The sequence below is a fragment of the Pseudomonas morbosilactucae genome, from assembly GCF_023241715.1.
GTDB lineage: Bacteria > Pseudomonadota > Gammaproteobacteria > Pseudomonadales > Pseudomonadaceae > Aquipseudomonas > Aquipseudomonas morbosilactucae.
Genome location: NZ_JALQCW010000044.1, coordinates 1 through 22,586, shown reverse-complemented (window position 1 = coordinate 22,586; position 22,586 = coordinate 1). Strand labels below are relative to the sequence as shown.

Annotated in this window: 20 protein-coding genes and 1 pseudogene; 14 read left to right on the top strand and 7 right to left on the bottom strand. The window is 61.1% G+C overall.

The window, feature by feature from the left end:
• Positions 1-582 precede the first annotated feature (582 nt).
• Entirely contained in the window at positions 583-1,989 is a 1,407-nt protein-coding gene (locus M1B34_RS18005; protein ID WP_268265848.1) for a hypothetical protein, read from the bottom strand.
• A 441-nt stretch (positions 1,990-2,430) separates the two neighbouring features.
• Here M1B34_RS18005 and M1B34_RS18000 point away from each other — a divergent pair, with 441 nt between their 5' ends.
• From M1B34_RS18000 to M1B34_RS17985, 4 genes and pseudogenes are all read left to right on the top strand, one after another.
• Entirely contained in the window at positions 2,431-3,444 is a 1,014-nt protein-coding gene (locus tag M1B34_RS18000; protein WP_268265847.1) for a hypothetical protein, read from the top strand.
• 145 nt (positions 3,445-3,589) lie between these two features.
• Positions 3,590-4,015 (top strand): annotated as a pseudogene (locus M1B34_RS17995) (DNA/RNA helicase domain-containing protein); the annotation flags it as partial.
• A 444-nt stretch (positions 4,016-4,459) separates the two neighbouring features.
• Positions 4,460-4,843 (top strand): DUF6124 family protein, encoded by a 384-nt coding sequence (locus tag M1B34_RS17990; protein WP_268265846.1) that lies wholly within the window; start codon positions 4,460-4,462, stop codon positions 4,841-4,843.
• Between the two features lie 289 nt (positions 4,844-5,132).
• Positions 5,133-5,906 (top strand): HNH endonuclease, encoded by a 774-nt coding sequence (locus M1B34_RS17985; RefSeq protein ID WP_268265845.1) that lies wholly within the window; start codon positions 5,133-5,135, stop codon positions 5,904-5,906.
• A gap of 159 nt (positions 5,907-6,065) precedes the next feature.
• Here M1B34_RS17985 and M1B34_RS17980 read toward each other — a convergent pair whose 3' ends face one another.
• Entirely contained in the window at positions 6,066-6,887 is an 822-nt protein-coding gene (locus tag M1B34_RS17980; RefSeq protein ID WP_268265844.1) for an outer membrane protein OmpK, read from the bottom strand.
• Positions 6,888-7,562: 675 nt separating this feature from the next.
• On the opposite strand from M1B34_RS17980, the gene M1B34_RS17975 reads away from it, so the two are divergent.
• The 6 genes from M1B34_RS17975 (at position 7,563) to M1B34_RS17950 (ending at position 13,828) form a co-directional block, all read left to right on the top strand.
• Positions 7,563-8,585, top strand: a complete 1,023-nt coding sequence (locus tag M1B34_RS17975) for an ABC transporter substrate-binding protein (RefSeq protein WP_268265843.1) — start codon at positions 7,563-7,565, stop codon at positions 8,583-8,585.
• A gap of 77 nt (positions 8,586-8,662) precedes the next feature.
• A complete protein-coding gene (locus M1B34_RS17970; RefSeq protein ID WP_122284082.1) occupies positions 8,663-9,688 on the top strand; it encodes an aromatic ring-hydroxylating dioxygenase subunit alpha in 1,026 nt (341 codons plus the stop codon).
• 57 nt (positions 9,689-9,745) lie between these two features.
• Positions 9,746-10,588, top strand: a complete 843-nt coding sequence (locus tag M1B34_RS17965; protein WP_268265842.1) for an ABC transporter ATP-binding protein — start codon at positions 9,746-9,748, stop codon at positions 10,586-10,588.
• Positions 10,589-10,684: 96 nt separating this feature from the next.
• A complete protein-coding gene (locus tag M1B34_RS17960) occupies positions 10,685-11,413 on the top strand; it encodes an ABC transporter permease (RefSeq protein WP_341870553.1) in 729 nt (242 codons plus the stop codon).
• Positions 11,414-11,453: 40 nt separating this feature from the next.
• Positions 11,454-12,884: an amidohydrolase family protein gene (locus tag M1B34_RS17955; protein WP_268265840.1), complete on the top strand. Its 1,431-nt coding sequence runs from the start codon at positions 11,454-11,456 to the stop codon at positions 12,882-12,884.
• The gene (locus tag M1B34_RS17950; RefSeq protein WP_123335630.1) at positions 12,881-13,828 is read left to right on the top strand and encodes a PDR/VanB family oxidoreductase; all 948 of its coding nucleotides are present in this window, start codon (positions 12,881-12,883) and stop codon (positions 13,826-13,828) included. Before M1B34_RS17955 ends, M1B34_RS17950 begins: the two co-directional genes overlap by 4 nt.
• Positions 13,829-13,837: 9 nt before the next feature.
• Here the strand turns inward: M1B34_RS17950 and M1B34_RS17945 are convergent, their stop codons facing one another.
• Genes M1B34_RS17945 through M1B34_RS17925 form a run of 5 tightly spaced genes read right to left on the bottom strand, consistent with a single transcriptional unit; the run spans position 13,838 to position 18,656 of the window.
• Positions 13,838-15,871, bottom strand: a complete 2,034-nt coding sequence (locus M1B34_RS17945; RefSeq protein WP_268265839.1) for an LTA synthase family protein — start codon at positions 15,869-15,871, stop codon at positions 13,838-13,840.
• Positions 15,872-15,874: 3 nt separating this feature from the next.
• On the bottom strand, positions 15,875-16,504 hold the full coding sequence (locus M1B34_RS17940) for a hypothetical protein (protein WP_123335626.1): 630 nt from the start codon (positions 16,502-16,504) through the stop codon (positions 15,875-15,877).
• Complete coding sequence (locus tag M1B34_RS17935) at positions 16,504-17,799, bottom strand: sialidase family protein (RefSeq protein WP_268265838.1); 1,296 nt, start codon at positions 17,797-17,799, stop codon at positions 16,504-16,506. The genes M1B34_RS17940 and M1B34_RS17935 overlap by 1 nt, the downstream gene beginning before the upstream one ends.
• A gap of 45 nt (positions 17,800-17,844) precedes the next feature.
• Positions 17,845-18,390, bottom strand: a complete 546-nt coding sequence (locus M1B34_RS17930; protein WP_268265837.1) for a cytochrome b/b6 domain-containing protein — start codon at positions 18,388-18,390, stop codon at positions 17,845-17,847.
• Entirely contained in the window at positions 18,390-18,656 is a 267-nt protein-coding gene (locus M1B34_RS17925) for a PepSY domain-containing protein (protein WP_268265836.1), read from the bottom strand. The genes M1B34_RS17930 and M1B34_RS17925 overlap by 1 nt, the downstream gene beginning before the upstream one ends.
• A 170-nt stretch (positions 18,657-18,826) precedes the next feature.
• On the opposite strand from M1B34_RS17925, the gene M1B34_RS17920 reads away from it, so the two are divergent.
• The 4 genes from M1B34_RS17920 (at position 18,827) to M1B34_RS17905 (ending at position 22,476) form a co-directional block, all read left to right on the top strand.
• Positions 18,827-19,489 (top strand): response regulator, encoded by a 663-nt coding sequence (locus M1B34_RS17920; RefSeq protein ID WP_268262079.1) that lies wholly within the window; start codon positions 18,827-18,829, stop codon positions 19,487-19,489.
• A complete protein-coding gene (locus tag M1B34_RS17915) occupies positions 19,486-20,889 on the top strand; it encodes a sensor histidine kinase (protein ID WP_268265835.1) in 1,404 nt (467 codons plus the stop codon). Before M1B34_RS17920 ends, M1B34_RS17915 begins: the two co-directional genes overlap by 4 nt.
• A 109-nt stretch (positions 20,890-20,998) precedes the next feature.
• Positions 20,999-21,889, top strand: coding sequence for a bestrophin family protein (locus tag M1B34_RS17910; protein WP_123335616.1), 891 nt, complete (start codon positions 20,999-21,001; stop codon positions 21,887-21,889).
• A 53-nt stretch (positions 21,890-21,942) separates the two neighbouring features.
• On the top strand, positions 21,943-22,476 hold the full coding sequence (locus tag M1B34_RS17905; RefSeq protein ID WP_268265834.1) for a hypothetical protein: 534 nt from the start codon (positions 21,943-21,945) through the stop codon (positions 22,474-22,476).
• Positions 22,477-22,586 lie beyond the last annotated feature (110 nt).

Below are 22,586 nucleotides of genomic sequence, written 5' to 3'. Positions count from 1 at the left end.
CGCTACAACATTGAAACGAGTCATGAAAATCATCGGTACAGAAGGCTTGCTGAAGGCGATGGCGGCGTAAAAGCCCAGCTTTTGCTGCTCCAAGAGGCGCTAAAGCGCTTCAATAAACACTTTGCAGCGCTACCGGTGCTAATCATGGCAAATGTTTAGGTGAACGCCTCGCCCAAGAGCGCTAGGCTTAGGCATCCCAGATACGAAAAGTGTTTTTTACACACTCTGGGCCAGAAGCAGACATTTGAAATTAGCTTCTGCACTTGAAGGTGCAGTTCAACTGTTAGAGGCATTGAGCATCGAGTCGCTCAGGCAGTCTGAGCGGGAAGAGGGTATTGACTAAAGCCCTTGCGTCACTCGCCACCGGGGGAGTCCCGAGCAACCCACGAACTGCTGCACCACCTCCGGGCCGGCTTTCACCGTGCGAATCACTAGTGCCTTACCGCAATTGCATTCACACTCACAAGAAAAGCAACCAAAACTGAAATTAAATAGCGTACTTGAGCCTCCCTGCATGGGGCAAAATACGGTTGCACGAAAAGGATAGCTGAGCCTGCGCCAAGATACAGACTCAGCCAAACTCTATTGAGTCCATAAGCCCGCGAGTCGAGTCTTTTGCATTTCAGCATTTAAGCAGCGACTCACGCCATCTTTCTCTCCGTAAAGATCATCTTGATTCTTTGACACAGTTATACTTTCTATTTTTGAACTTTTATCCGCAGTAGTCTCTCCCACCTTATAAAGACGATCAACCGCCACATAGACGTAGTAAGGCTTGGACTTTATGATCTGAACAAAAGCCGCCTCATCATATGTCATGAATGTATGGCAAAGAGGCATAGAATCACTCACATTAATATATTCAGATACAGTAGACACACCAAGCTCGCGACTCCTGTCAGAAAATTTCGCATTAGCCATTAGAATCTTCTCGGAACGACCATTAAATAAGTTCCTCAAAAACGACGTGTCGTACTCGCTTAATGGCTCAACAATCTCATCAGCTAGGATTTTGAATGCCAACTGCTTAGTAGGCGTCGGCAGAGGCTTTCCTAAACAGTCTTCGACCATACCTATGGTCAAGTACTTCCTATGATTGGTTAATAGATAGGACTCAAGAAGCCTCTGCAAGTCAGCCTGATTAAGACTATCCCTATATGCAGCCCCCAGAAGATCGCACTCCCTTGTAACTGTTGCCAACCCTCCAGCCTTAAACGCCCCTCCCTCAGTAGCTCTACGCGCGATTAGCACCTCATTAGGTGACTTTCCACCGCTAATAGTCTTACCCAGTATTTGGCTATAAGCAGAGGTATCTAGGACAGAATCCTTGGTAATACGCTGAAAGGTAACTAGTGTTCTGGGTGCAGAATCGCCAATTACTCCTTTAAGCGTCGCCTTGCTTTCGTGGTTTTGAACCCCAGGAATATCAAAGTCAACCACATAATCAACACCTGACCTAGCTGCTTGCTCGTATGCGTTGACTAGAAACGGCAGTAAAGTATCAGTAACAGGAGCACTGACAAGGTTAGACTGAGCACCAAGGATTGTATTCGCCACATTAACCAAGTTAGTTATTCCATCAACTCTCTCCTCCGACACATAGATAAGACCAAGCTGGTGATCTGGCTTAGTTGAAGCAATTAGCAATTGGCCATTTAAGCTTTTTTCGCGATACTCATGTATGGCGCACTTACCAGTTTTGTCGTCATAGCTCATATTGAGCACGGGGATCTTATCCAAAGTAACCAAGAGCGATGCCTTGTTGCTCTTGCCGATCAAGCTACGCACCACCGAACCCTTGAAGCTATCAGCGCAGAACGCTGGCATTGCATATGTATTTATGGCTATAACTTGATACTGATCATCCCTAGATTGCACAGGTTCCGATAATTCAAAGTATATAGAAACATCTTTCTTTCCCCACGCATGCGCGGGTGTAACTACAATTATAAGAATCAGACTAAAACATGCTGCTATATGTTTTCTCATAGTACCTCCTTGTTTTCTTTTTTATGGCAGATCATGGCAAGTAGCCATAAAGCTATAGACCATTCCTTTCCCTCATGCAAAGCCAGCATGAGGGATAGTCAGTCCATATAGTTGTGCGCGATAAGGGAGAGTCAGATAAGTTATATCAGCGAGGCTCTGGCCTAGCTCAATGAGGCAAGATGACTTTGTGTTCAACCGTTGGCCTGTATGGCCGCTCATCGGGTGAATCCTGAGTGGCTGCTTTTGGCCGATTTTAACCCTTCGTGACTGGCAGAAAACGGCCAGAAGCAGCCAGTCAAAAGCGTCTAGGAAATCAGGGTCGTTTCAAGAATCATCGAGCAAGGCCGACACAAAAGCTTCAATACACACTTCCCTGGCAAGGAACGATCACTAAATGCCGGCTTGGCAACCATGTGTTTGGCCAACAAGGAGCGTTACCCAATGCTAGATCTCATTTACATCGTAGAAGATCATTTCGCCTCAGACACCTCCCAGCCAAATGACAGCGGCTACACCCCAAACTTCACACTTCCTGGCCAAAATACAACACCGCTGACTGGAAAAACTGCATATTCCGGCGTAGCGGTAGCTACTGCCGCAGCGGCTGCAGCATCGTCATTCCTGATTCCTATTCTGCCTATTTCTATGATTATTGGCGCAGCGGCCACCGCTGCCGGTGTTACAGGCGCGGGTGCATCACTAATCGCCAAAGATCGCAGCGCCACAACCGATGAATCAGCCCCAGCTCTAGCCATAGCCGAAGAAACACGTTTGCTCACTGCTTACGTACAACGCCATTCGCTTTCCCGCACCCAAGCCAAAGAGGCTGACTATCGTTTCCAGCCAGGGCACCCAGTCGTTGGCAAGGCTTACCGCAAACACCCACTGTCCGACTACTCGAACCCGGATAACAGGAACCTCTACATTCCCAGTGATAGCTACGACGTAATCCTGCTGGAGGAGCGCGAATCGGAACTGGTCAAGCTACTGGTTCAACTCGGAGCGACCAAAATCAGCATCACCAAGAAAGTATCCGATAAAACCCGCGGCTCCATCAGCGCAGAAGCATCGGTGCAAGTTGGCCCTATGGGTGGAGGCGCAGTCAGTTACGCAGGTAAAACTGAATGCGATACTGATTCACTCGATACACGTGAATTCTCGTTAACCGGCAAGCCTTGGAAAGCAGATAGCAAAGTCGATCGTGAGAACTTCTTTTGGCTGTCGTATGAGCCTTCGTGGAAGGCGGTCGTGTTTGCACGCGAAGTGGGCGGCTGTCTGACTGCGTCCCTAGAGATTAAAGAAAATACGTCATTCTCCACAGACAAAAATTTGGAACTGTCAGTCAAGGCAAAGCTAGTAGAGGTTGGTGCGCAGGCCGGTATATCGAATCTCGAAACCGGAGAAAAAACATATTTTGTGAAAGCGGAGTTCGCACCGGTAAGCCACAGCGCTTGAACAAAACCAAGCGATTTAGCATTGCGAGTAAACAGGAAGGAGTGCCCTTTACAGAGGCACTCCTTTTTTATTTGGCGATTATCACCGATTCAGGAAGTCGCGTCCGACTGCACATCGAAATACTGACTGCTGATGGCAACTCACGAAAGACTCCCAGGCCTCCGACATCGTGATCGGCAATGACTACGCACGCCAATGGAACCTGGATCAGGACGGCAGCTTGTGGATCATCGCCCCGAACTCCGTGGAACAGGTCGGCTGCATCCATACCTGCCAGGGCCTGGAGGTGGATTACATCGGGGTGATCATTGGCCCGGATCTCATCGTGCGCGATGGGCAAGTGGTGACCTCGCCCCATGCTCGGGACAAGCACGACAAGTCGATTCGTGGCTGGAAGAAGTTGATGAAGGAAAAGCCAGCCTTGGCGCAGCAGGAGACCGACCTGATCATCAAGAACACCTATCGAACGTTAATGACCCGTGGCATGAAGGGCTGCTATCTGTACTGCACCGATCCAGAGACGGCGCAGTATTTTTCCAGTCGGCTTGCGATTGAAACGGCGATTTTTTAGCTGCGCTACGGGCACATTTCCGGTTGCGGCAACGGTAATTTCAATGCCGCAATCACGGGTGTGCTGACAAGGAAAAGATGAGGTTTGCGTAACATCCCGAAACCCAAAACCCACCTCCATTCGCCACTCCATGTAAGGCGATTCGCTTTCCATTGAGCGACTTTTCCTAGAGAATCCGAACCGCTTGCGCCTATGAGAAGCGCTGTCTAGGCTCGGTTCGTCATTGCATATCAGTGACCGGGTTTAGCAGCTCGTGTACTAGGCGCAAAGTGCCTCCTCTTAAGAGGCGCTTCTTTTCGGCCCCAGTTTTATGGTGGCCGTGCGCAGGGCACCTTCGGGTGCGCCGGGTTCCTAGTACACCGGTCTGCTAACCTGCAAACGGCCGCCACCCTATCGTTTAGCAGCGACGGTGATGGCTCCTAAAGCTGTACTAGGAGATGCACCATGAAAAAGCTTGTCCCCGATCCGCCCCTGACCTTACCCGGGCAATTCATAACCCCCGAACATGATCGCGATACCCAGCGTATTCGCCTGGCCCTGGCCTCGAACAACGTCGAGGCATCCAACCTCAGTTCCCTGAAAGACACTGCACCCACCTCAATCGGCCGCGACTCGTTGTTCAATGTGCGCGCCGGTATCAGTGCCGAAGAAGCCTTGATTCATGTGTCGCTGCTGCTTGATTGCGCGGTGCAGGTCAGCGATGAAATCACCGAACGCGCCAGCGGCGTGGAGCGTGGGTTGATTTGGTCGATGATCCATTCGGTGGAAATGGCCAGGGCCGTGGTGGATTCGTTACTGGATGCGCACAAGCCGGGGAAGCCTTGTTAATCGACTAAACACTCGATAGTTCGAAAAGTAAGGAAACGGGGTAACGGCTGACTTATCCCGTTTCTTCTAGACCGCTTTCGCTGGCAAGCCAGCTCCTACAGTTAAAGGTTGCTCTTAGCTTCGCTGTAGCCCTTCGATATTGCTTAAGTACTCTCAATCCGCAACGCCCCTGCTACGCCCCTTTTCCTCCTCACTGCATAACTCCCAAACGCGTTAAGAAAAGAATATCCTTACGGCCCACTACGCTGTTTCTTACAGCGAATCGGGAAACCTACGGATAGCCCCCCGCATGCCCTCTGCACCTGCCAGCAACCAATCCAACCCTGCTTGGAGCCGCGACGAGCTTGTTCTGGCTCTGAACCTATATCTGCTTCACCGCAGCGGTTTACCCGGTGTCAATCACCCGGATGTTTTGGCTTTATCACAGGCTCTCAATCTCATCGGCAATGCCACTGGCGTGAGCAAGAACCAGAGCTTTCGCAACACCAATGGTGTTTGCATGAAGCTCAATAACTTCCGGCGCTGGGACCCGAGCTATACCGGCACCGGTCGTACCGGTCTGGCGAAAGGCAATAAAGATAAAGAGTTGGTGTGGCTGGAGTTCGCTAGTGATCCGGAGCGCCTCGCCGAAGTGGTGGCGGCCATCAACGCCAACGTCCAGACGACCCCAACGGCCCCCATAGACTTAAGCGTTGCGGATGATCCGGGCTTCTTCGAGGCCGAAGAAGGCAAGGTCCTGACTCGCGTGCACCGCGTTCGGGAACGAGACAAAAAAATCGTCAAACGCAAAAAGGACGACGTGCTCAAGCAAAACGGGGTGCTTCAGTGCGAGGCCTGCGGTTTCAACTTCAGTAAAACCTATGGTCCTGAGGTCGAAGGGGTGATTGACGTTCACCACACTAAGCCTCTGCATACGCTGCAACCTGGCGACAAAACCAAACTCACTGACCTGGCGTTGTTGTGTGCCAATTGTCATCGCGTGGTGCATTCACAGCGTAAGTGGCTGAGTGTGGAAGAGGTCAAAGCACGCTACGAAGCTCATTTAAAACCAAGCGCCCTCTGAGGTTTACAGCAGCTACTCGCCCCCGACTCCTGCGCGTTTTAGCACTAAGAAACGGCTTGGTTTTTCCATACTGCGGCATGTGAAACACCTAGGCGCAATTCCCACGCTATGCGTGGGAATGCTCTGCTACCTAAGGCTTCTCAGCCTCCGTGCATCCCCTCAAAAATGCACCTTCACCAACACACTCAACGCATTCTGGTCCGTCTTAAACCCCGGGCTGTCTTCGATCCCATATTTATCCGACCAATAATCCCACTCCAGCCCCGCATAAAACCGCTTGGCCGTCTGCCCCAGCGCCTTGCCCACGTCGTATTTAAGCTGCGGGTTGATGTGCAAGCTTTTGGCCACGAAGTTGGAGGTGCCTTTGGTGCCGACGTCGTTGACGTACCACTCCAGGTAGCCGTCGAAGAGGATGTCGGAGCGGCCCAGGGGAAGGGTCATGGCCCAGGTGGGGTTGATTTGCCATTGACCGGCGGCTTTGCCGGTGATGCCGTCGGGTTGGCGGTAGTAGGTGTTGAGGGAGAAGCGGTCGAAGCCCGGAAGGTCGAGGTCGACGGCGGGGCCGAGGAGGTATTTGCGGTTGCGGTTTTCGCCGCGCTCATACGTGGCGGCGATCAGCACGTCTTTGACGATGCCGTAGCGCAGGGGCTGGCCGCTGATTTTGCCCAGGGACAGGCGTGGGGAGAATTCGCCGTAGTAGGTGTGGCCGTCGTTGCCGGAGAGGCCGTTGGACCATTTGTTGTCGACGAACAGGAACACGTCGCCCCAGGTCCAGCCGCTGGCGTGTTCGAAGGTGATGGTTTGCTGGGTGTCGTCGCCGGTGCCGTCGACTTTGAAGTGCTGGCCGTAGAGGTAGCTCAGGCTGTTGTCGTTCCACAGCAGGGGGCTGGCTTCGGCGCCGACGCTGGCCAAGGCGCAGAGTGGCAGCAGGCTGCGGCGCAGGCGTGAAGGTACAGGTTTGGCGGTGCGGAGTGCTTTCATGGACGGCCCTTGATAGGTGATCGGGGGATATCACCGGCAAGGCACGCCCAGGTTGCGGACAGACCACTGTTCTGGCCCTCAGCTTGCGCTGAGGCACGACCCTGCCGGGTGCGCGGCGTGATGCCGCCAGAGCAATGCCCTACGCTGAGGTGTCCGGTGTCGGACCCGTTCAGTGCTGACCGCTTCTACTCGACTGGGGACTTAGCAGGGGTCGTGCCAAGTGATCGAATACAATCCGAAACACCAATTCAGCACAATCCACAGACAGAATGAACACTAAACATTAGGCGTTTACGCACCAACTTGAAGCTCGCTCGCCGCTGTTCGCACCGTCGCGATTCATCCCGCCCCGCCTCGCTTTGCACGCCGATGGCCGAAGACCCGGGCTTGAGCGGCTGCGACGAGTTGGCACAGTTCTGGCTTTGGCTCCTGGCGAGTAGAAGCGGTTAGTGCCAGCGATGGCATAGGACATTGCTCTTGCGCCCCCTGTGGGGCGTACATCCGATCGGATGCTTGAACGCGGCGCCAGCGCCCCGGGCAAGAGAGAAGTGTCAGCCGTGTGTTCACGTCGTTGCGCCCTGGCGCCCTTTCTCTTCCCACGTTCTCTCCGACCGGCCTTCGCTGGCGTGCCGCTTTGGCGCGCGGCGGTTTTCGAATCGTTGTGGAGAACACATCATGAAAACTCGCTTTGCCTTGGGTCATCCGCTTCGTTCGCTGCTGGCCACCGCGCTGTTGCCCGCGGCCCTGGTGGCGCCCTCCCTGGCCCTGGCCAATGACAAGGTGGTGCTGCTCACATCCTGGTACGCCCAGGCGGAACAGGGCGGCTTTTACCAGGCCCTGGCCGACGGTTTGTATGCAAAAGAAGGCCTGGACGTGACCATTCGCATGGGCGGGCCGCAGGTCAACGGCATGCAGTTGCTGGTGAATAAGCAGGCGGACTTTATCGTCAATTACGACCTGCAAATCCTCAAGAGCGTGGAGCAGGGCCTGCCGGTGGTGGCGGTGGCTGCGCCCTTTCAGGGTGACCCCCAGGGTTTGCTGACCCATGCCGATGTCAGCGGCCTGGACGGGTTGCAGAACAAGCAGGTGCTGGTGTCCACCTCCGGCCAGCAGACCTGGTGGCCGTGGCTCAAGGGCAAGTACCAGTTGCAGGACAGCCAGGCCCGGCCCTACACCTTCAACCTGCAACCCTTCCTGGCGGGCGCCGACACCACCCAGCAGGCCTACGCCAGCTCGGAGTTGTTCCAGGCGCTGAAGACCGGGGAGCAGGCCAAGTTCTATCTGTTCGCCGATGCCGGTTACCCGCCCTACGGCTCCACACTGGTCACTCGCCAGGACGTGATCGACCAGCACCCCGAGCGGGTCCAGGCGTTTGTCCGGGCGTCCATGGAGGGCTGGAAGCGCTACCTGGACAACCCCAGCGCCAACCCCTTGATCAAGGCCGACAACCCGAACATGAGCGATGAGCTGCTGGCCTGGGGTTTGTCGACCCTCAAGCAATACCGCCTGGTGACCGGGGGCGATGCCGCCACCCAGGGCATCGGGGTGATGAGCGATGCGCGCTGGCAAGCCACCCGCGATTTTATGGTGGAAGCCGGCCTGCTCGGCGCCGATGCGCCCTGGCAAAAGGCCTACACCACGCGCTTCGTCCAAGACTTGAAGGTGCTGCCCGCCGCCGAACAGGCCGCCAGCCGCTGACCACGCCCTGCCAACCGCAATAGCCCCCGAAGCCAGGCCCCAGAGCCGGCTCGACGATGACCCTGAGGACACTTGTTATGTTGGTAACCAAACAACCTGTATTGCGCCGTTTCTGGTACGCCCTGCTGCCCATGTCCGCCCTGGACGCCGGGCCGCAGCCCTTTACGTTATTGGGCGAAGCCCTGGTGCTGTGGAAGCGCCCCGACGGCACCCCGGTGGCCATGCGCGATCGCTGCTGCCACCGCACCGCCAAGCTGTCCAAGGGCTTTGTCAGCGAAGACGGCAACATCGCCTGCGGCTACCACGGCTGGGAATACGACTGCACGGGCACCTGCGTGAAGATCCCGCAAAACCCCGCCGGCATGATCCCCCCGGGCGCTTCGGTGCAGGCCTTTCACTGCCAGGAAAAGTACGGCTACGCCTGGGTCGCCCTCGACGACCCACTACAACCCATCCCCGAGTTCCCCGAGGACGGCGCCCCGGGCTACCGGCGCATCTTCCAGTTTTATGAAGAGTGGAAAACCAGCCCGCTGCGGGTCATGGAAAACTCCTTCGACAACTCGCACTTTTCCTTCGTGCACAAGGCCAACTTCGGCCTGTTCGACCAGCCGCAGCCAGCGGGCTACGAGTTCCGCGAAACCGACTACGGCTTCGAGGCGGAAACCCGGGTGCCGATCCGCAACCCCGAAGAAAGCTTTCGCATCACCGGCAGCACCGAGCCCATTACCCAACGCCACCTGATTAACCGCTACTACCTGCCCTTCTCCCGGCGCTTTGGTTGCATGTACCCGGACAGCGGCATCCACCACATCATCTACAACTGCGCCACGCCCATGGAAGACGGGCGGCTGATGCTGGTGCAGTGGCTGTATCGCAATGACAGCGAGGAGCAGTGCTCGACCCAGGAGCTGATCGACTGGGACGCGGCGATCACCGCCGAGGACCGGGACATTCTCGAAGCCACCGACTACGACGCCTGTGTCGACACTCGGCGCCGGGTGGAGCTGCACATGCCCTCGGACAAGCCCGGGCTGGTGATTCGCCGGCAACTGCTGGGCTTGCTCGAAGCCCATGGCGAAAGCGAAGTGTTCCTCAGCCACTGACCGCGCCCCGGTGCGCCGGGGCTTTTCCAGCCGCTCATGACCCCAGGGGAGAGCGCGATGTTGATGCAGACCATAACCCCGGCCAACGCCCAGCCACAGGCGTTACCCGCGGCCGACAGCGTTGGCGTACAAACGCCGCTGTTCGCCAACCAAGTGGAAAAAACCTACAGCAACGGCACCCACGCCTTGAGTAGGGTCAAGCTGGCGATCCAGCGCGGCGAGTTCGTGTCTCTGCTCGGCCCGTCGGGCTGTGGCAAAAGCACCTTGCTGAAGATGTTCGCCGGCCTGGAGCAACCCTCCGCCGGCCACGTGCGTTGGTGGGGCAAGGACCGCCCGGCCACCCACACCCCGGGGCGCAGCCTGGCCATGGTGTTCCAGGAGGCCACCCTGATGCCCTGGGCCCGGGTCAGCGACAACGTGCGCCTGCCCCTGGATCTTGCCGGCATGCCCAAGGAACAGAGCCAGCCCAAGGTCGATGCGGCCCTGGCGCTGGTGGGCCTGGGTGGCTTCAGCCAGGTCTACCCACGGGAGTTGTCCGGCGGCATGCAGATGCGCGCCTCCATCGCCCGGGCCCTGGCCACCGAGCCCAACCTGCTGTTGATGGACGAGCCCTTCGGTGCCCTGGACGAGTTCACCCGCAACAAGCTCGACAGTGACCTGCGCCAGCTCTGGGCCAGCCGCGACCTGACCGTGGTGTTTGTCACCCACAGCATTTTCGAGGCGGTGTACCTGTCGTCGCGGGTGGTGGTGATGGGCGCACGCCCAGGGCGGGTGATCGCCGATGTGCCGATCGACGGCCCGCTGCATCGTGACGAGGCCTACCGCACCTCCCCGGCTTTTATCGAACAGTGCGCCCACCTGTCCCGGCTGCTGGCCCAGGCCAATGGCGACCCTTGCTGAGTCCAATTCGAGAGCCCGATCATGAGCCCATCCTTTACTCCCTGGTTGCGTCACCCCACGGTCTTGCGCATCGTCTCGCCGCTGTTGCTCGGCGCCGTGTTGCTGGGCCTGTGGCAATTGGCTTGCGTGGCCTGGCAGGTGCCGGTGTACCTGGTGCCGTCCCCGGCCGACATCGGCCGCACCCTGGTCAGCGATGGCTCGATGCTGTTTGGCGCGTTGTGGATGACCCTGAAGATCACCTTCTTCTCGTTCGCCCTGGCGGTGCTGATCGGCACCCTGGCGGCCTTTGTCTTTGTGCAGAGCCGGGTGCTGGAAGCCAGCCTGTTTCCCTACGCCATTCTGTTGCAGGTCACCCCGGTGGTGGCGGTGGCGCCGCTGATCATCATCTGGTGCAGCGACACCACGGTGGCGCTGGTGATTTGCGCGACCCTGGTGGCGATCTTCCCGATCATCGCCAACACCGTGCTCGGCCTGCGCAGCGTCAACCCCGGCCTGCTCAACCTGTTCCGCCTGAACCGCGCCAGCCGCTGGCAGGTGTTGCTGCGCCTGCGCATTCCCAGTGCCCTGCCGTGTTTCTTTGCCGGGCTGCGGATTGCCAGCGGGCTGGCGCTGATCGGCGCGGTGGTGGCGGAGTTCGTCGCCGGCACCGGCGGTACCGGCGCCGGGCTGGCGTACCAGATTCTCCAGGCCGGCTTTCAACTGAATATTCCCCGGCTGTTTGCCGCCCTAGTGCTGATCGCCCTGACCGGTGTCGCGCTGTTCAGCCTGATGGCGCTGCTCGCCCGCCTGAGCCTGCGCAATTGGCACGACAGCGAGATTGGCTAACCTTTTGAGTCCGCCGCAGACGCGGCCCATGGAGCTTCATATGAACCTTCAACACAGCTGGCTGGTGCGCAACGCCAGCGCGATTCTCACCGGTTTGCCCGGCGCCGCCGCGCGCCATGCCGGGCCGGATATTCGCATCATCGACGGCCGCATTGCCGCCCTCGGCACCCTGCCACCCCTGCCTGGGGAGCGCGTGCTGGATGCTCGGGATTGCGTGGTCTACCCGGCGTGGGTCAACACCCACCATCACCTGTTCCAGTCGCTGCTCAAGGGCATTCCCGCCGGCATCGACCAGAGCCTGGGGGCATGGCTGGGGGCGGTGCCTTATCGCTACCGCAGCCTGTTCGATGAGCAGAGCTTCCGTCTGGCAGCACGCATCGGCCTGGTGGAGCTGGCGCGCTCCGGCTGCGCCACCGTCGCCGACCACCATTACCTGTACCTGCCAGGCATGCAGTTCGACAGCGCTGAGGTCTTGTTCGAGGAAGCCGAACGCCTGGGGCTGCGCTTTGTGCTGTGCCGGGGCGGGGCGACGCAGGTACGTCAGGCCGAAGGCCAGGCCGCTGCCGGTCCGGAAACCCTGGCGCAGTACCTGGACGACGTCGAGCGTCTGGTGCGGCGCTACCACGACCCCGCCGCCGACGCCTGGCGCCGGGTGGTGATGGCGCCCACTAGCCCGCCCTATTCCATGCCCCCGGAGCACCTGCGGGAAACCGCCCGGGTCGCCCGGCGCCTGGGCATTCGCTTGCACAGCCACCTCAGCGAAACCGTGGAATATCAGAACGAGGTGCAGCAGCGCCACGGCCTGTCGCCAGTGGCGTTTTGCGCCGAACAGGAATGGCTGGGGCCGGATGTGTGGTTCGCCCACCTGGTGAAACTCAGCACCGAAGAAATCCAGCTGCTGGGGAACAGCGGCACCGGCATCGCCCACTGCCCACAAAGCAATGGTCGCCTGGGCAGCGGCATCGCCGATGTGGTGGCCATGGAAGCCGCCGGGATGCAGGTGTCGATCGGCGTGGACGGCGCGGCCTCCAACGAGGCCTGCGACATGATCAGCGAAACCCACGCCGCCTGGCTGATGCAGCGGGCCAAGGCCGGTGACCGGGCCCGTCCGCGTTATGCCGGCGGTGACGAAGAAGGTGGCGCCCACGCGGCCACAGTGGAAGACGTAGTGCGCTGGGGCACCGCAGGCGGGGCCAAGGTGTTGGGCCTGGATGCGCTGGGCAGCCTGCAGGTGGGCATGGCGGCGGACCTGGCGATCTACCGCCTGGACCAACCGCGCTACTTTGGCCTGCACGACCCGGCCATCGGCCCGGTGGTCGGCGGCGGCCGCCCGACCTTGCGGGCCTTGCTGGTGGGCGGACGGCTGACGGTGGACAACGACCAGTTGCCCGACCTCGACCTCGCCGAACTCGGCGCCCAGGCCCGGGACGCCGTGCACCGATTGCAACAGGCTGCAGGAGTACGCGCATGAGCTGGACCGCCCTGCAAGTGCGCAGCCTGCGCCTGGAAGCCGAGGATGTGCTGGGCATCGAACTGGCCCCCGCCGACGCCACGCCCCTGCCCTTCACCTGGGCCGCCGGCGCCCATGTCGACCTGCGCCTGGGCAACGGCGCGGTGCGCCAATACTCGCTGCTAAGCCTGCCGGAAGAAGGCCACCTGTACCTGGGCATCAAGCGCGAACCGGCCTCCCGAGGCGGTTCGCGCTGGCTCCACGAACAACTGCGCCTGGGTGCGCAGATCGAGGTCAGCGCCCCACGCAATCTGTTTGCCCTGCAACCGGGCAACGGGCCGGTGACCTTGCTGGCGGCAGGCATCGGCATTACCCCGTTGCTGCCGATGTATCGCCAATGCCAGGCCGAAGGCCGGCCGGTGCGCTTGCTGTATTTCACCCGGGATGCCCGCCAGGCGCCGTTTCTCCAGCGCTTGGGCGCCGACATCCAGTGGCACGGCGGACTTCGAGCCGAGCAGATCACCGAACAACTGGCCACGGAGTTCCCGGCATGGCAGGCCGACGCCGGTCTCTATTGCTGCGGCCCGGCGGGCTTTATGCGCAGCGTCGAACAGGCGGCGCTCAAGGCCGGCTGGCCGCAAGCCGCCTTGTACCGCGAACACTTCCAGGCGCCCGCGCCCACCACCGTCGATGAACAAAACCGCTACGCCCTGGTGCTGCAACGCAGCGGTGCCGAAGCCCAGGTGCAACCCGGAGAAAGCCTGCTCCAGGCCGCGTCACGGGTCGGTGTGGATCTGGCCTATTCGTGCGGCGTGGGGATCTGCGGCGCCTGCATCTGCCGAGTGCTCGAAGGCCAGCCGGAACACCGTGACGACTGCCTGAGCGAGGCCCAACGCCAGAGCGGCGAATGGATCGCGCCCTGCGTCTCCGGGGCCCGCAGCCCACGGCTGGTGCTGGACGCCTAAGCCTCAGCCTCAGCGCACATTGCGATACAGCATCAACCGCGCACTCTCATGCAGCCCCCGGGTCAATTCCAGCAAGCGCTGAAATTCCTCGGGGTGTTGCTGGGCCACGTTGTCACGCGGGGTGGGCGAGGCCAAATCGTGCAGGGTCGGCCCACTGCCGTCATGCTGCATCTGCAACAGGAAATCCTGAGTCACGCCGCCGATCACCGGGAAGGTGCCTTCCCTGAGCACCAACGGCACCACCCGCTCCCCTTCCGCCGCAGGTTGCTGGATATCCCGCCCCATGGCGCCATTGGTGAAGGGCATCCCCGCCATGCCGGCCACCGTGGGCAGCAAGTCGGCCAACCCCACGGCTTCTTCAATGACCCGTGGCTGCAACAGCCCCGGGGCGTGGATCAACAGCGGCACGTTGTTGCTCTCCAGCCCCAACTGCTCAAAGGCCGGGGCCATGTGCGGGATCTGGCTGATGCGGGTGTTGTGGTCGCCGAAGAACACAAAAATCGTGTTGTCGTAGTAGCCGCCCGCCTTGGCGATGTCCATCAGCCGGCCGATGTTGAAGTCCAGCAGGCGCACCGCGTTGTATTGCTCCAGGCTGCGGGAGCCGGCGGCTTGCACCTGCTCCAGGGTCAGCTGTTTGACCTCGAAACCGTCGTTGCTTTTGGGGATGGTGAACGGCCGGTGGTTGCCCGAGGTTTGCAGGTAGGCGAAGAACGGCTGGTCCTTGGGCACGGCGCGCAGCAGGCGGTCGCTTTCCTTGAACAGGTCGAGGTCGGAGATGCCCCAGACGTCCACCAGCGGCGATTTCCAGTAGCCCTCGTCATACAGCTGCACGCCGTCGATGCTCTGGCGGATCAGCGCGTTGATATTGGCCCAGCCGGCGTTGCCGCCAATCATGTAGAAGCGCTGGTAACCCTCGAAGGCGTTGATCAGGCTGTGCTGGCGAGTGATCAGCGGGTGGCGGGTCGCGGTCTCCTGGCGAGTGACGTCGGGCACCCCGGTAATGCTGGCCCACACGGTCTTGGCGGTGCCGGTGACCGGCACGTAGAAGTGCTTGAAGAACCAGCTTTGGCTCGCCAGCTTGTCGAGGTTGGGCGTCGGGTTCAGCGGGTTGCCGTAGGCGCCGACTGCGCTGGTGCCGAGGGATTCGAGCATGACGAAAATCACATTGGGCGGCCGCTGCCCTTCTGCTCGATAGGGCTGCACGCCCTGCTCACGGATGAAATTCAGGCTCTGCGCATCCGGCTGCTGCACCCCCAGGTAGCGCGCCACGGCCGGGTAATGCTGGCGCACCTGGGCTTCGTCGTATTGCGCCTGGCCGGCCTTGAGGGTGTCGTACAGAAACAGCACCGGGTTGAGACCCAAGGCCGCGACTTGGCTGTTACCCGAGAAAAACGCATCGCTCCAGCGCAGCGGCACGGGGTTTTCCAGGTTGAGCTTTTCCACCCGTCCCAGCAGCGCTAGCAGCACCGCGACCCCACCCACCAGCGTGGCCGAGACCACGGCCAGGGTGCCGATGGGCTGAGGCGGACGATCCAACGTCACGCGTTCCAGCTTGACCAGCGCCCACCACCACAGCCCCACGCCGGCCAGCCATGCCAGGCTGATCCAGATCACCGGGTAGGTTTCCCAGACCATCTGCCGGGAGATTTGCGCGTCGTCGAGGTAGCGCAGCACCGTGGCATTGATGCGTACGCCCAGGTAGGCGTAATGGCCAAAATCGATGATGTACACCAGCCCCACCGCGCCCAGCGCCAGCAGCAGATAACCCCGAGCCAGCCAACGCAGGGCCGGCACGCGCACCAGGTTCCAGCGCGGCAGCCATGCCAGCAGCGCCAGGGGCAGCATCAGCAACAGGGCCAGGCGCAGGTCGAAACGCAGGCCGATGCCCAGGGTTTGCAGGAGTGGCCCCTTGTCCTCGGCCGCCACCGGATCAACGCCGGAAAAGCCCAGCACAAACACCAGCCGCAACAGCGCCAGCAGCGCAAATACCAAGCCGATCGCGCCCACGCCGTAGCGCAGGCGGCGTGATTGCAAGCACCCCATGGTTTACCTCTGTGTGGTCAAAGTAGGTTTCAGCGGGCTCGGCACGCCCCTGGGCCGCAGCCTGTTCCAGCCGGCCATCAGCAACAGCCCGCAGCCGGCCACCAGGCAATAGCCCGCCAGCAACGGGTCGATCAGGTAGTCCCAGTAGTTTTCGGAAGGCTTGAGCCGCAGGGCGAAGGCCAAGGTGCCGGCCGCCAGCATCCACACGCCCAAGGCATTGCGCAGCCAGAGCATGAGCAAGGCCGCTGCGCCCATGAGCACAATCATCGGTCGCGGGTTGAAGCCCCAGCGATAGGGATCGAAATAGGTCAGGCCAAGGGTCGCCGGGTACAGGCTCAGGGTCAGCAGTGCAAACAGCAGCAGGACCTGGGCCCGCTGCCGGTGTTGCAGCGGCGCAAGCACGCCCAGGCGTTGCAGGCCGACCCAGCCCAGCAACACCAGGGTGCTGATGGCCAAGTCATCGGTGAAGCTGCGCACATATGCCGCCAGGGGCAGTTCTGCAATGGGCACAAAACTCACCAGTGCCAGCACCGGCAACAGCCAGGGGCGCCAGGGCGCGGTCAACCGCAGGCTGCCGAGCAGCACAAAGCCAAGGAGGATAAAACTCAGGTGGGCTTGCCACAGGGACATCATCACAGGCGCTCCGCCAGCCAGGCCTCGTTGAAGCTGACATGTTTGATAAAGGTGTTATTCCACGAGTACACCAAGTGGTACATGCCGTCCGGGCTGCGGCTGAAGTACGGGTACTCGTACTCGAAATCACAGCCTTGGGGCTTGCACACCCGGTAATCCAGGTTGCTCAGGAAACGTTGCTCCAGGGGCAGGCGCCGGGCGCCGCTGGACGCGCGGAAGCCTTCACCGATGATCTCTTTGTAGGCCTCGGGGGAGAACGGCTGGCCCAGGGGATCGGGGGACTGGTCCAGTTCCACCACGCTGCGCCATTCATTCAGCTCAGCATCGGTGCCGTACAGGCTGAGCTTGAAGCGCCCGTCCTGCAGGTCGTTGAGGGCTACCAGCAAACCGTTGTCGGCAGTGCCCACGGCGGCCAGGGACGAGTTGGGGTTGGACGGCTCCAGCGGATAGGGCTCGCTCCAGGTCTGCCCAGCGTCTTCGGTGCGGCTGGCCAGGACCCGATGATGGTTGTCGCCGGCATAACGCAGCATGGCAACGGCGCGACGCTGGTCTAGGGGCACGATGGTCGGCTGCAGGGAGTTTTTGCCGCGGCTGATGCGGAATTTGTCGATCACCTGGCCGTCAGCGCTGAGGTACAGGTACTCGGCGAACTTGCCCATGAACTCGTGGTACACCGGCAGGCCGATGGAGCCGTCGGCATGGAACACCGGCGCGGCACGCACCAGGGTGCTGATGTTGAAGAACGGCGAGGTGATCAGTTGCCGCGGCGCGCCCCAGTGTTGCCCGAGGTCGTCGGAGACCATCACGTTGATCGCGCTGGTGGCCCAGCCGCCCACCGACACCGAGACATAGAACATCCACAGGCGATTGTCCGGCGCCAGGGCGATCACCGGGTTGCCCAGTTTTCGGATGTAACGCTGGGTGCCGGAGCGGGTGCTTTCCCGGGTGGCCAGCACCTGTTCGGCACCCCACTCGCCGCTCTTGGCGTCAAAGCGCGCGGTGCGCACCTGCACGTCGGCGGCGCCTTCTCGGGAGCCGGCGAACCACACGGCCATCAGGTCGCCGCCGGGCAAGGCGGTGACCGAGGACGAGTGGACAAAATCCTTCAGCTCCGAAGACACAAAGCGGCTGCTGTATTGCGGGCGGGCCTCGGCCGGCGTGGTTGTGGCGACAGGGCCGGCCTGGGCAAACGGCGCCAGGACATGGGGCGGATGACTGCGCCAGGCCGCCAGGAACACCGCCATCAGGAGCAAGGCACAACCGATAAACATCAGGCGAGAAGGAAGCGCACGCATAAAGAGCCCGTTGCAGATGCAGGGTGGGAATCAGGGAAAGAACGATCAGGGCGCAGCATCATCCGGCAGGCGTCGACGGCGACCGGTGAGCATCGACAACGGCAAGTTGTCGCGCACCTGGAAGCTCTCGAACAACGCGGCGCAGACGTGCAGACACACCAGGCCCAACAGCACATTGGCGGTAGTTTCATGCACCAACAGCGGCCAGTCGGCGCCCCACAGGGCATCCACTTCCTCCATGGCCCAGCCGCTGAGGCCGATGATCAGCAACGCCAAGAGCATCAGCAGCATCACCAGCGCACCGAGGGGCGAGTGCCCCAGGCGGTGCGCCGGGTGCCCGGCCAGCAGTGAGCGTACATGGGCCTTGAGCCGGCTTGGCGTCGGCCAGAAGTCCGCCCAGCGGGCGCTGCGCGGGCCGATGAATCCCCACACCGTGCGTAACAGCAACCAGGCCATGGCGTAGTAGCCGAGCCAGATGTGCCAGTCGTCACCGGCTTCATTGAAGAAGTAGTTGGCGACGAAGACCCCGGCGATGGACAGGTGAAACAACCTGACCACCGGGTCCCAGAGGCGCAGGGATTGCGTCGGCATCAGCCTTTGATCTCGGTCTTCACGGCTTTGCCGGTGACCGGGTCGTGGTAGATCTCGACCTTGCGCTTGTCTTTGTCAAAGCCGTAGATCTCGTAGCAGTTGCCGTCGGTGACCTTGAACTTGCTGATCTCGTAGCCCTGGGACTTGAGCTGTTCCTGGAAGGCCTTCTGGTCTTGCCATTGCGAGCGTTCGGCGGTGGTGCATTGCGGGCCGGCGACGGCCAGGGGGCTGGCGATGACCAGGGACAGCAGAAGAATTTTGCGCATGGAAACACTCTCGTCGGATGAGGGAGATCCCACTGTGCAAAACCAAGCTTAGGGCAACCTTAGTTGGCAACGAGCGGTTACATTTTCCCGACACAAGGCACTGCCAGAGCCCCGCGGCGGGCGTCATCATGCCGCCGTTCCAGCGTCCGCTGCCCTACCGAGAACCCGCCATGCGCTTGCTCCTTGTCGAAGATGATCGTGCCCTAGGCCAAGGCATTCGCGTGGCCTTGAGCGCCGAGGGCTATACCCTGGACTGGCTGGAGGACGGCCTCAGCGCCCTGCACGCCCTGCGCAGCGAAAACTTCGACCTGTTGCTGCTGGACCTGGGCTTGCCACGCCTGGACGGCCTGGAACTGTTGCAGCAATTGCGTGCCGAACAGCACGACTTGCCGGTGCTGATTCTCACCGCCCGCGACGGCACCGCCGAGCGCATCGCCGGGCTGGACGCCGGGGCCGACGATTACCTGGTCAAGCCGTTCGACGTCGAGGAATTCAAGGCCCGGGTCCGCGCCCTGCTGCGCCGTAGCCAGGGCCGGGCCCAACCGTTGCTGGAGCACGCCGGGGTCAGCCTCGACCCGGCCACCCAACAAGTCAGCTACCAGGGCCAGGACATTGTGGTCACGCCCATGGAGTACCAGTTGCTGCACCAGTTGATGGCGCGCCCGGGCAAGGTGGTGACCCGCGAACGCCTGTCCCAGGCTTTGTACGGCTGGCAGGACCGGGTCGAAAGCAACACCCTGGAAGTGCTGATCCACAACCTGCGCAAGAAACTCTGCGCCGAGCTGATCCGCACGGTACGCGGCGTCGGCTACGTGGTGGAGCTCAAGCCATGAACTCGGTACGGGCGCGGATTCTGCTGCCGGTGCTGCTCCTGGTGCTGCTGGGGGATGTGCTGATCAGTTGGCTGGTGCTGCGCGACAGCCACCATGAAATCGAAGAGGTGTACGACGCCCAACTGGCGCAGAGCGCGCGCCTGTTGCAAGGCGTGTTGCGCCAGCGTGACCCCGGCGAAGCCGACTGGGACAAGCTGTACCAGGCCTTCGACCAGGCCATGAGCCGGGTCGGCGAAGACGGCGTGGCCCATCCCTATGAAACCCGCCTGACCTTCCAGGTCTGGCGCCGCGACGGCCAGTTGCTGGTGCGCTCCGCCGAGGCCCCGACCCTGGCCGCGCCCCCCACCACCCTGGGCTCCCACGACATCGTCGAGAATGGCAACGACTGGTGCGCCTTCCTCCTGGCCGACGAGCAACAAGGGCTGCTGATCTGGGTGGGCGAGCGCGACGACATTCGCCAGGACCTGATCCAGCGCATCATGCGCCACACCCTGTGGCCGACCCTGATCGGCGTGCCGCTGCTGGCGCTGTTGATCTGGCTGACCATCGGCTGGGGGCTCAAGCCGCTGCGAGCCATGGCCCGGGCGATTCGCGGGCGCAACACCGCGACCTTGCAACCCTTGCAGCTCAAGCCGCTGCCGGTGGACCTGGAGCCCATGCAGACCGCCTTGAACCAGTTGCTGGCGCAGATCGACAGCCTGCTGGAACGCGAGCGGCGCTTTATCGCCGATGCCGCCCATGAACTGCGCACGCCCTTGGCGATCCTGCGTATCCACGCGCAAAACGCCCAGAGCGCCGGCACCCCGGAACAGCGCCGGGAGGCTCTGGACTTCCTGGTCAGCGGGGTCGACCGCGCCACGCGCATCGGCAGCCAGTTGCTGACCATGGCGCGCATCGAACCCCAGCTCAACAACCCCCAGCGCAGCACCGTGTCACTCACCGCCCTGGTGCGCGAAGAGCTGGCGGAGCTGACGCCCCTGGCCCTGGAAAAAGACGTCGAGCTGGTGCTGGAAGGCGACGAGGCCTGCCTGGTCGACACCGACCCGGTGGCCCTGGCCATTGCCCTGCAAAACCTGGTGACCAACGCCCTGAACTTCTCGCCGCCGGGCAGCGAAGTCTGGGTGCGCATCCGGCCGCAGCCTTCAGGGACGATCCACCTGTGCGTGGAGGATGCCGGGCCCGGTATCAACGAACAGGAGCGCGCGCGGCTGTTCGAGCGCTTCTACAGCCAGGGCAATGCGAATGGCGCCGGGCTGGGCCTGGCCATCGTCGAGATGATCGCCGGCAAGATCGGCAGCCGCCTGGAACTGCACAACCGGGCGCAAGGTGGCCTGTGCGCGCAGTTGCTGTTGCCGGCCAGCACCCGGCCGGTGCTGCATCCGGCACCGGCACCAGCCTGAAACGTTTCAGGCCTCGGGATCATTGATTGCCGGCGGCAGCGAACCTTTCACCGTCAACCGGCGTCCGAGCTAGGGCATTGATGCTTACTGCTCGCCGCGAGGTTCCCGTTTGAAAGCTGCCATCGTCAAAAAATACCGCCTGATCATCAAGACCCTGGGCTACGTGGGCTGGTCCCTGTTCTGGCTGCTGATCTGGGATGTGGCGGTCACCGTGGATTTCATGCTGTTTCTCAACGCCAAGATCAACCTGCCGCTGATGCCCCTGACCCTGCTGGGTTCGGCGCTGGTGGTGCTGATCAGCTTTCGCAACAGCAGCGCCTACAACCGCTGGTGGGAGGCGCGAACCTTGTGGGGGGCGATGGTCAACAACTCCCGCAGCTTCGCCCGGCAAGTGCTGACCCTGCTGGACGATCCGGGCAGCGAGGTCAACCCGGTGAAATCCACCCTGTTGCGGCGCCATGTGGCCTACGTGAATTGCCTGGCCGCGCACCTCAAGGGCGAGCCCTGCCCAGCCGAAGTGCAGGCGTTCATTCCCGCCGAAGAGTTCGATCGCCACCCCAGCACCAACAACTTTGCCAACGACATCATCAACGGCTCCGCCGCCCTCTTGGCCAAGGAATACAAGGCCGGGCGCCTGGACAGCATTCGCCTGGCGCGGCTGGAATCGACCCTGGTGGAACTGTCCAACAGCCAGGGTGGCATGGAGCGGATCGCCAACACCCCGCTGCCCTACCCTTACGTGTATTTCCCGCGGCTGTTCATCACCTTGTTCTGCCTGATCGTGCCCGTGGGCCTGGTGGAATCCCTGGGCTGGTTCACGCCCCTTGCATCCACCGTGGTGGGCTTTATGCTGCTGGCCATCGAACGCATCGGCACCGACCTGCAAAGCCCGTTTCGCGCCAGCGAACACCAGATCCAGATGGAAACCATCTGCGAAACCATCGAGAAAAACCTGCAGTCGATGCAGCGCGATGCACTGGGTGGCGATCGGATTGGCTAACGCCCAAGGCAGGCAGCCGAGGTGCTTATCACGCTTACAGAACAGGAAAATCCATGGCCCTTCCGGAACGGCTGCAACCGCTACGTCCGAACAAGCAACAACGGTTAACCATGAACGCCTTGCTCGAGACCCTGGATAACCTGATCGAGCAAAATCGCGATGAACAGGACGCCGAGATTGTCGCGCTGATCGAGCAGTGGAACAGCCTCGCCAGCCGGCCGTACGAGTTCCACGAATTTCGCGACTTCCACAGTTACACCAGCGCCGATGACTTTATCCGTTCGGCGTTTCACCAGGACAAGTACGTTCAGGACTTACGCTTCGACGAGGCCTGCGCCTTGGCTGATTTTGTCTGCACCAGTGGCGGCGATGACTCGGATGTGAACTACGCCTTGCAACTGCTGGAAAGCAATTTTGCCAACGCCAATGCGTCGGACCTGATCTTCTGGCCCGACGACTGGTTCAACGACCCAACCCTGTCCCACGTTGAGCTGACGCCCCAGGACATCGTCGGTTATCTGATGGAAAAATCCGCACGGCGATTGGCCGATGCACCGCCGATAACGCTGCGGTATGCCATGCCCTGAGGGTGGTCTTGCGGACGCCATCGCTGGCAAGCCAGCGCCTACAGGTCGGGCACTGTGTTGGCTACCCTGCCGACCATCACACACCGTGTAGGAGCCGGCTTCCGGCGATG

Bases quoted from the DNA above. Each gene is read 5' to 3' on its own strand.
- M1B34_RS18005 (WP_268265848.1), bottom strand. From the start codon at position 1,989: ATGAGAAAACATATAGCAGCATGTTTTAGTCTGATTCTTATAATTGTA.
- M1B34_RS18000 (WP_268265847.1), top strand. From the start codon at position 2,431: ATGCTAGATCTCATTTACATCGTAGAAGATCATTTCGCCTCAGACACC.
- M1B34_RS17990 (WP_268265846.1), top strand. From the start codon at position 4,460: ATGAAAAAGCTTGTCCCCGATCCGCCCCTGACCTTACCCGGGCAATTC.
- M1B34_RS17985 (WP_268265845.1), top strand. From the start codon at position 5,133: ATGCCCTCTGCACCTGCCAGCAACCAATCCAACCCTGCTTGGAGCCGC.
- M1B34_RS17980 (WP_268265844.1), bottom strand. From the start codon at position 6,887: ATGAAAGCACTCCGCACCGCCAAACCTGTACCTTCACGCCTGCGCCGC.
- M1B34_RS17975 (WP_268265843.1), top strand. From the start codon at position 7,563: ATGAAAACTCGCTTTGCCTTGGGTCATCCGCTTCGTTCGCTGCTGGCC.
- M1B34_RS17970 (WP_122284082.1), top strand. From the start codon at position 8,663: ATGTTGGTAACCAAACAACCTGTATTGCGCCGTTTCTGGTACGCCCTG.
- M1B34_RS17965 (WP_268265842.1), top strand. From the start codon at position 9,746: ATGTTGATGCAGACCATAACCCCGGCCAACGCCCAGCCACAGGCGTTA.
- M1B34_RS17955 (WP_268265840.1), top strand. From the start codon at position 11,454: ATGAACCTTCAACACAGCTGGCTGGTGCGCAACGCCAGCGCGATTCTC.
- M1B34_RS17950 (WP_123335630.1), top strand. From the start codon at position 12,881: ATGAGCTGGACCGCCCTGCAAGTGCGCAGCCTGCGCCTGGAAGCCGAG.
- M1B34_RS17945 (WP_268265839.1), bottom strand. From the start codon at position 15,871: ATGGGGTGCTTGCAATCACGCCGCCTGCGCTACGGCGTGGGCGCGATC.
- M1B34_RS17940 (WP_123335626.1), bottom strand. From the start codon at position 16,504: ATGATGTCCCTGTGGCAAGCCCACCTGAGTTTTATCCTCCTTGGCTTT.
- M1B34_RS17935 (WP_268265838.1), bottom strand. From the start codon at position 17,799: ATGCGTGCGCTTCCTTCTCGCCTGATGTTTATCGGTTGTGCCTTGCTC.
- M1B34_RS17930 (WP_268265837.1), bottom strand. From the start codon at position 18,390: ATGCCGACGCAATCCCTGCGCCTCTGGGACCCGGTGGTCAGGTTGTTT.
- M1B34_RS17925 (WP_268265836.1), bottom strand. From the start codon at position 18,656: ATGCGCAAAATTCTTCTGCTGTCCCTGGTCATCGCCAGCCCCCTGGCC.
- M1B34_RS17920 (WP_268262079.1), top strand. From the start codon at position 18,827: ATGCGCTTGCTCCTTGTCGAAGATGATCGTGCCCTAGGCCAAGGCATT.
- M1B34_RS17915 (WP_268265835.1), top strand. From the start codon at position 19,486: ATGAACTCGGTACGGGCGCGGATTCTGCTGCCGGTGCTGCTCCTGGTG.
- M1B34_RS17905 (WP_268265834.1), top strand. From the start codon at position 21,943: ATGGCCCTTCCGGAACGGCTGCAACCGCTACGTCCGAACAAGCAACAA.